Genomic DNA, 9,039 nt, shown 5'->3' on the forward strand with positions numbered 1-9,039 from the left:
AGCCAGTGAAACAGTGGCAGGATCGGATACGACTATTGCGACACCAAGTATCACGCTCGAAAGCACCGGCGATGATGGTGTTTATAACGCAGCAGAGCTTGGTGACAATGGCACAGTGACTGCGACGATCTCGGTAGCGGGTTCTGAAGTCGGCGATACCTTGACCTACAGCGTGAACGGAACAGACACTTCTGTGACGTTAAACGCAGAGCAAATTGCGAATGGCGTTGCGATTGAAGTACACCCAGAAGATACCGTAACGGCAAGCTTGTCGGATGCGGCGGGTAACAGTTCAATAGAAGTCAGCGAAACGGTTGCAAGTGCGGACGCTAGTATCGGTACGCTAAGCATCACGTTCGACAGCGCAGGCGAAGATGGCATCTACAACTCGGAAGAGATTGGCGAAGATGGCACCATCACAGCGACCATGTCGGTAGCGGGTTCTGAAATTGGCGATACCTTGACCTACAGCGTGAACGGTGGCGACGAGGTGGTTGTTACCTTAACCGCAGAACAAATTGAAAACGGCGTTGCTATTGAAGTCACCCCAGGTGATAGCGTGGCAGCGAGCTTGTCGGATGCGGCGGGTAACGTGGTTGAAGCGACGAGCACGTCTATTAGTACAACAGACACCAGCGTGGGTGCACCAAGCATCAGCTTGCAAAGCGCAGGCGCAGATGGCATCTACAACGCAGAAGAACTTGGTGAAGATGGCACGGTAACCGCGACCATCAGCTTGCCAGATGACTTCAATGTTGACACAGACACCTTAACCATCAACGGCGCGACCTACAGTGTTTCTGCTGAAGAAATGACAGCGGGTGTTGTGACGATTGAAGTGGCACCAGAAGGTACCGTTACAGCACAAATCACGGATGCGGCGGGTAACGTCTCGACGCAAGCCAGTGAAACAGTGGCAGGATCGGATACCTCAGCGGATGCGGGTACGGTAACGGTTGATAGCATCACAGAAGATGATGTGATCAACAAGGCAGAAAGCGGAGAGACGATTACTGTAACAGGTACCGCAGCCGGTGGTGACATTGCGGCCGGTGATGCAGTGAGTATCACGATTGGTGAGAACACTTACACTGGTGAAGTGGACAGCGAAGGTGCGTGGTCTGTTGATGTGGCAGGTAGCGACTTAGCGGCTAATACGGTATTCAATGTAGATGTGGTATCAAGTGATGCGGCTGGTAACACGGCAATAAGCTCCGCGACTTCTACACACGGTGTAGATCTGACCGCTTTTGGGGACATTGTTGTTTACGCGTTGACGGATGATAAGGTCATAAACTCTGAGGAAGCGGCGGCAGGAAATGAAGTGCCAGTCACTGGTTATGTTGGCGGTGCGGCGCAACCGGGTGACACGCTAACTGTCACCGTGGATGGCGTTGTTATTGGCACGGGAACCGTGTCTGAAGAGCAAGATGCTGACGGACATTATTTATATTCTGTCAATGTGTTGGGCTCAGATCTTGTTACCGGTAAGTTTAGTAATGTCGTTACTGTTACGGTTTCAGGAGAGGATGAGGCAGGTAATCCATTCTCCACTCCAAGCACGCAGTCGTATTTTGTCGATACGGTTGCAGAGGTTGATGTATTAGCCTCTGACCCTAGCGGCGACATGATTATTAACTTTGATGAGACAGGTAATTTGACTGTCGAAACCTTTGTAGAACTCGGTGGTGATGTTACTTCAATTACGATCACAGACAGCGAAGGTCAGACGTTAACGATTACTGAGGGCTTTATACAAGATCCTGATGATATTGGATTCTTTACCAATATCATTGATGTATCAACGTTAGCAGATGGTGAGCTAAATATAGTTGTCAATGCTACTGATAGTTATGGAAATACGGCTTCTCAAGAGTCATGGGATACGATTACTAAAGACACTTCTGCTGATGCGGGCGTAGTAACCGTGAATGCGATCACAGCAGATAATGTGATCAACGCAACAGAAAGCGATCAAACTCTCAGTATGTCAGGTAGCGCAACGGGTGGCGATATTACGTCAGGTGATAGCGTGACGATGACAATTAATGGCCACGCTTACAGCACAACGGTTGATGCGTATGGTAATTGGACAGTGGATGTGGCGGGCAGTGACTTAGCCGCTGATACCGAGTTCACTATAAACGTAACGTCCAGCGATGCTGCGGGTAATAGCGTGATCAGCAGTGCTGACTCAGCTCATATCGTTGATACCTTAGCGGGAGATGACAATAGTGCTCCAGTGGTTTCAATCAGTGAAGATATAAACGAAGACGGGGTCATTAGCAGTAGTGAGCTTGATGGAAATATTAATGTCGCAGTGTCTCTACCAAGTGGTGCTGTAGAAGGCGATACCATCACAGTAACAGATGGAATGACCACGACGAATATTCTTGTGGATGCTGCCGTGCTTGAAGTGGGCTCTGTGAATACTGTTTTCGCGAACCCTGGAGACGGAAATACATTCGAAGTCAGTGCTACTTTGACGGACCAATTTGGTAATGTGTCTGAATCTCACTCTGACAGTGTCTTGGTAGATACTTCAGCCGCTTCAGCGACTGTCGTGATCAGTGAAGATACGGATAGTGATGGTGTTATTAGCAATAGTGAGCTTGATGGCGACATTAATGTTGATGTGACTTTGCCAAGTGATGTGGAAGTGGGTGACATCTTAACACTGACAGATGGCACAACAACGAAGAGTATTGTGGTAGATGAGTCGATACTTGAAACGAGTGTGGTTAGTACTGCTTTTGCCAATCCAGGACCCGGCAATACACTAGCAGTGAGTGCTACTGTTACCGATAAATTTGGTAATGTTTCAGATGTTGATACAGCCAGTGTCTCTATGTACGATGCACCGACTTCTGTGACTACCTCCGAGTCCTTGTATGTGCCTACACCTGTTGAGTCATTTACGGTCGGTTCATTTGCTAACGGTTTTTCAGACACTCAATTTGGTGGCGGAAGTAATAGTAATACTGATTCTACAGAGAGTGATGGTGATCGTTATTCTGAAGGTTTGACTTGGGATGATGATAATGACAATAACGGACCAAGTAGGTTTGAATTGTCAGACACTACTGGTCAATCTACTGAAAACATTGATGGTCAGTTTACGGTTGCGAGCTTTACTCATGATAACGGCGAGATAAGTTCAAGGTATGAGACATTACAATCGACGACTATGGTGGTGACATTTACACTGTTGATTGATGGTGAGACACAACTCATTGAATTGGATTTACCTATTACCCATGATGAAACGGCGAATAGAGGGAATAATGGCACTGATGATTTGGTGACCTTAGGGGAGTTGCCATCAACGGATGTTACTGTTAATGGCGTAACATATAGAGTGTCATTAGACGGTTTTAGTGATGCGAATGGAAATGTGTCGACAACTGTTTCTACGCCAGAGGGTGAAAGCACGACCCGTTCTATTGTTGCCCATGTTGAGCCTCTTCCTGCTGTATTATCAGGCATTGTTGAGATAGATGCTGGAGGGGATGGTTTAGGTCATGTGGTTGCGCAAACAGTTGACGATGATAATGGCAAGCTTGTTCTTAATAGCGACGGCTCATACTCCTTCGCTCCAAGTGATAGTCTGATTGCTTCTTTAGATACCGCAGAGTCTACTGAGCTTACGTATTCTTATACTGTAGTGGATGCTGATGGGGATTCCTCTGTTAATACACTGAATATTACCGTAGCGAATGGCGATACCTTGGTCGTTGATGATGCTAATACCGGTTTAGAAGACACGGTGATTAGCGCTACCGCCGCGGAAGGGGTATTAGCGAATGATGTCGATCTTGATACTGATTTGCTAGTGACTCAATTCTCCGTTGGTCGAGGAACGACGACTGATGCTGGATCAACGCTAACTATCTCTAATGTTGGTGATTTGGTTATTAATTCCGATGGATCCTATACCTTCACCCCAGTGGAAGATTGGTCTGGTGATGTGCCTGATATTACCTATCAGACAAACACTGGAGATAGAGGAACGTTAGATTTATCTGTTACTGGTGTTGTGGATGCCCCTGAGCTTAGTGTTGAGATAGGCTCTGCTCTAGGCACGAATCTTCCTCTTTATACTGAGAACTTTAGTAACGTTAGTATTTCTTCTAGTTCAGAGTGGAAGTCGGTTCGTTTTGACGCTGGTAGCGCTGACCTTAAGAAGGCTGATGGTAGTGACTTCCTAATTGCAGGTGATGATGGTGCTTGGTCTACTCGCGGTAATATTCTTGAAGAGGACTCTAATTCTGCTAACTCGGCAGTGCTGAAAGACAGTACTGCGGATAATGCGTTATTGAGCGTTCAAGATAGTTATGACATTTCTGTTGATGTGGATCCAAATGCTGATAGTGCTGAAAGCCTAGGTTCTTACAATAATGGCGTTGGCTTAGTGTTTGGCTATGTTGATTCAACCGATTTCTATCGCGCTGATTGGATCAATTTTGGTAATTCATATAGCGATCACCCTGATAGTAAAGATTTGCGTATTTCCCATGTTGTGGATGGTGTTTCGACCGTTTTGGCGGTAGCACATAATCAATATGTGTCTAATGGAGAGAACTTTACTTTTACGGTTTCTGTTGTTGACGGGGAATCCATTACAGTTACTGCTGGCGACAGCTCAGTGACCTATAACGGATCTGATACGCCTCAGTTGGCTTCATTTGGTCCTTACTCAGTGGATAACGATGACGGCGTAATTTATGACAATGTTTCTGTATCTCGTAGTGCTGCGGATGTCACTGAAATAGCCGAAAATACCTTGTACCCGGTGACTATTTCTGGGATGCAAACCGATAACGATGGCAGTGAAACGCTAACGTATGAGATTGCAGCGCTTCCAACAGGGGTTACGTTACTTGATGCGGGTGGCAATGTGATATCGCCAGCGAGTGATGGTACTTATGCATTGTCAGCGGATCAGGTTAACGGTTTGGTGTTGTCTACTCCTGAGGCATTAGATGAGTTTGAGTTGTCTGTGACGGTGACGAGTACGGAAGGTGGTAGCAGTGAGTCTGTGACAACTACGACGTCCTTCGATAGCGCTAGCGGCCTAGAAGATACTGTGATCAGTGCTACGGCAGCTGAAGGAGTGTTAGCGAATGAGAGTGATTCATTGGTTGCTTCATTCTCTGTTGGTAGCCAATCTGTAGATGCTGGCGAAACGTTAGCTATTACGGGTATCGGTGATTTGGTTATTGATGCCGACGGGTCTTATACCTTTACACCAGTAGAGGATTGGTCTGGTGATGTGCCTGATATTACTTATCAGACAAACACTGGTGATGGCGGAGTACTAGACCTTTCTGTGACAGCGGTTGTGGATGCGCCTGAACTTAATGTGGAAGTAGGTCGACCTATTGAGTTGAGTGAGCCTCTTTATACAGAGAAGTTCACTGACCTTAATCATTGGGAGTGGAAATCTATTTCACTCACTGGTGATAATGATGATGGTCGTGCTTGGAGTGATACGGATGGCGTGCTTAAAGAAATGTCTAACTCTGGTAAGTCTGCTGTGTTTAAACATAGTGCTTACGACAGTACTTTAGATAGTGTTCAAAATAGCTATGAGATTTCTGTTGAAGTTGATCCAGATGCGAGCGGTGAGGCTCTTGATAGTCAGAATAACTCGGTTGGTATTGTATTTGGTTACCAACCTAGTGATTCTAATGACCTAAATAATCCAGCAAATGTTGATGATTACTACCGTGCCGAGTGGGTCAATTATAGCGCATTTTATGGGCCTGACGGTGGGTCTGGTGGTGCTGGTAAGGCCATTAGTAAGGACTTGCGTATTGTCCACGTGACAGCGGATGGTGAAGAAATTGTCGCTGTCGCAGAAAATCAAGATGTCTCTAATGGACAGAGCTTCACTTTCACTGTTTCTGTTATTGAGGGTGAATCCATTACGGTGACGGCTGGTTCTAGTTCAGTCACCTATAATGGACCTGATACACCTCCGTTAGCTTCATTTGGTCCGTACTCTAATGACAATGATGGCGGTGTCATTTATGACAACTTGTCTGTGTCTAGTACTGAAGCAGGCGAGACTATCTTGTATCCAGTTTCTCTTGGCGGACAGCAAACTGATAATGATGGCAGTGAAACACTGACTTATGAGATTGCAGCGCTTCCAGCAGAGGTTTTATTACTCGATGCCAACGGTAATACTATTTCGCCTGCGAGTGATGGTACTTATTCACTGTCCGAAAATCAGGCTGATGGCTTGATGTTATCAGCGCCTAAATCAGTGGGTCAATTTGACTTGTCTGTGACGGTGACGAGTACGGAAGGTGGTAGTAGTGAGTCTATTACAACGACGACCTTGATTGATACTAATGATGTGTCCACAACCAGTGGTGCTACTGGTGGTATGTCAGGACTGCATGGTGAATTCTTTGCGGCTTACCGTCAGCTAGGTGGTTTAGACGATGTTGAAGCCGTTATGGATTCTGGTAAGGCGGATGCTACCTTTACTTCAACCACTGTGAGTTATAATGACGGACGAGGTGATCTTGGCCGAGGCAGTAACCTTGAAGCTTTCCTTGGTAAGGATAGTGACTCGTTAAGCTCTCATCCGTCGACAGAGTCTGGCGATGCTGCAGTAAGGCTTTCAGGTAGTGTGCTGTTAGCTGCTGGCACTTACTCCATCAAGGTCGGTGCCGATGATGGTTATCAAATTAGGGTTGATGGAAAATTAGTCATAACGACGAATAAAAACCAAGCATTTTCTACAGATACTAATACCTTTACTGTTGATAGTGATGGTAATCACTCCATCGAGATTGTTTATTGGGATCAGGGTGGCGCTTACGATCTAGATGTCTCTCTTGCGCCCGTTAGTTCCGACGGTAGTGTTGGTAGTTATGCCGTAGTAGGTAGTAGTGATTACCCAACTTTCCATACTTTCTTAGATATGGAAGATCGTGTGACCTATGTGGAGGACTCTGAGTCGATTGAAGCAAGAGTTTCTGAAATTGATGATATCGATAGAGTGCAAGAAGAGAATGGCAGTATAGCTGGAGATGATCAGGCCAATGATTTACGAGGCAGGGGAGGAGATGACTGGTCAGGTGAAGAAACGCTGGACGGTAAAGGCGGTGATGACGTTCTTATCGGTGGAGACGGAGCAGATACGTTAATTGGCGGTGATGGCGATGATATGCTATTAGGCGGCATGATAGGTTCGGAGGACTGGGATGCTGATACTCTGACTGGTGGTGCAGGCGAAGATATGTTTATTCTTACTGATCACGGTCAAGCTAATGGCTGGAGTGAGCAGGCTAATGACCTAATCACCGACTTCAACGCTAGAGAAGATTCCTTGGACCTAACCGACTTGCTCACTGGTGTTGATGGTGCGCCAGATAGTGATGCAGATATGGCTGCTATTACTGATTTCCTATCGGCTCATGTGAGTGTCACAGATGGTAGTGTGAAGATAGATGGTAATGATGTTGCTACCTTTGGGGACGATTCGGACTTTGACTCTGATGGAAATAGTATCGTGAACAGTACGGATTCGATCACGGTTATTTTCAACGACCAAGAGTACAGTATCAACATTGATGGCTAGGTTAGTCTAGGCACACAAAAAAACCGAATTAGCTTTTCAGCGGAAAGTCTAATTCGGTTTTTTTATGTCTGTTTTTTTTGATGTGTGGGGTGTGCTGTTTAGATATTGTTGTTTTGTGTTCTTTTTAAAGAGCCAAACCAATAGGGCAGCTTACTCCTGTGCCTGCTAAGCCACAGTATCCATTTGGGTTTTTATGAAGGTATTGTTGATGATATTCTTCAGCAAAGTAATAAACATCCAGTGGCTCAATTTCCGTTGTTATCATAGCGTGTCCCGCCTTGATTAATTCTTTTTGATAGGTGTTTTTACTGGCCTCTACTATCGCTAAATCTTCCTCTTTCAGTGTGTATATTACAGAGCGATATTGGCTACCTATGTCGTTACCTTGACGCATGCCTTGGGTTGGGTCGTGATTTTCCCAAAAGACTCTTAATACACCCTCTAGTGATATTTGAGTGGTATCAAAAACCACCTTAATCACTTCCGCATGGCCTGTTTGTCCAGAGCAGACTTCTTCATATGTTGGGTTTTGCGTGTATCCCCCCGCATAGCCGACAGAAGTGATGGTGACTCCTGGTGTATTCCAAAACTTACGTTCCGCTCCCCAGAAGCAACCCAGCCCGAGAACAATAGCAGATTCGTTTTCCTGTAGGGGGGCGTGTAAAGAGGCTTTGTTTACGGCATGGATCCCTGAAATTTTCATAACATCATCTCTGCCGGAAAGGGCGCTATTCTTATCTGGAATCGCGGATTTTTTAAGAATTTTTTCAATGATACTTGGCATGTTCGTCTCCAAAAATGGTGATAGAGATAATTTGATTAATACTTTTTACAGGTCGATAGAGGTAGGTACAAGTACTTTTAAATCTGTTTAGCTAATACGAATAGCAAGGTCAGATGACTTAGTTTGCTGATTTATAAAACTAATAGTGGGTTATTCCAGAACCGGACTTGACTCCTTATTTAATCTGCCTATAATACGCACCTCGTTGATACGGAGTGGCACATTCTATTTGTTCATAGGGTTTTTTACTCGAAGACAATAGAGGGTGTTTTTCATAGCGAAAAACACTTTGTAATCAATGATGATTAGTCGCCGAATAGTAGCTCGTGGGGCTTATAATTCGAAGGTAGTAGGTTCACTTGTATTAAGTGAAGTGCTCCCTTAAGCAACTAATCAACAGCATGTTAGCGAAAATTATTTGTCGCGGGATGGAGCAGTCTGGTAGCTCGTCGGGCTCATAACCCGAAGGTCGTAGGTTCGAATCCTGCTCCCGCAACCAAATAAAGATCAAAGGTCGTAGGTTCGCTTTTTAATTAAGAAAAGTGCTCTCGCAACCGAGTAAAGATCAAAGGTCGTAGGTTCGCTTTTTAATTAAGAAAAGTGCTCCCGCAACCGAGTAAAGATCAAAGGTCGTAGGTTCGCTTTTTAATTAAGAAAA

Annotated in this window: 2 protein-coding genes and 1 tRNA gene; 2 read left to right on the forward strand and 1 reads right to left on the reverse strand. The window is 45.3% G+C overall.

Annotation, left to right across the window (positions count from 1 at the left end):
- Positions 1-13: 13 nt before the first annotated feature.
- Positions 14-7,597 carry an Ig-like domain-containing protein gene (locus tag I8J31_RS20470; RefSeq protein WP_325101233.1) on the forward strand — a complete coding sequence of 2,528 codons (7,584 nt, stop codon included), beginning with the start codon at positions 14-16 and terminating at the stop codon, positions 7,595-7,597.
- A gap of 124 nt (positions 7,598-7,721) precedes the next feature.
- Here the strand turns inward: I8J31_RS20470 and msrA are convergent, their stop codons facing one another.
- On the reverse strand, positions 7,722-8,381 hold the full coding sequence (gene msrA, locus I8J31_RS20475) for a peptide-methionine (S)-S-oxide reductase MsrA (RefSeq protein WP_199470443.1): 660 nt from the start codon (positions 8,379-8,381) through the stop codon (positions 7,722-7,724).
- A gap of 422 nt (positions 8,382-8,803) precedes the next feature.
- On the opposite strand from msrA, the gene I8J31_RS20480 reads away from it, so the two are divergent.
- A tRNA-Met gene (locus I8J31_RS20480) sits at positions 8,804-8,880 on the forward strand.
- The last annotated feature ends 159 nt before the right edge of the window (positions 8,881-9,039 follow it).

It is taken from the genome of Marinomonas transparens, from assembly GCF_016463975.1.
Classification (GTDB): Bacteria; Pseudomonadota; Gammaproteobacteria; order Pseudomonadales; family Marinomonadaceae; genus Marinomonas; species Marinomonas transparens.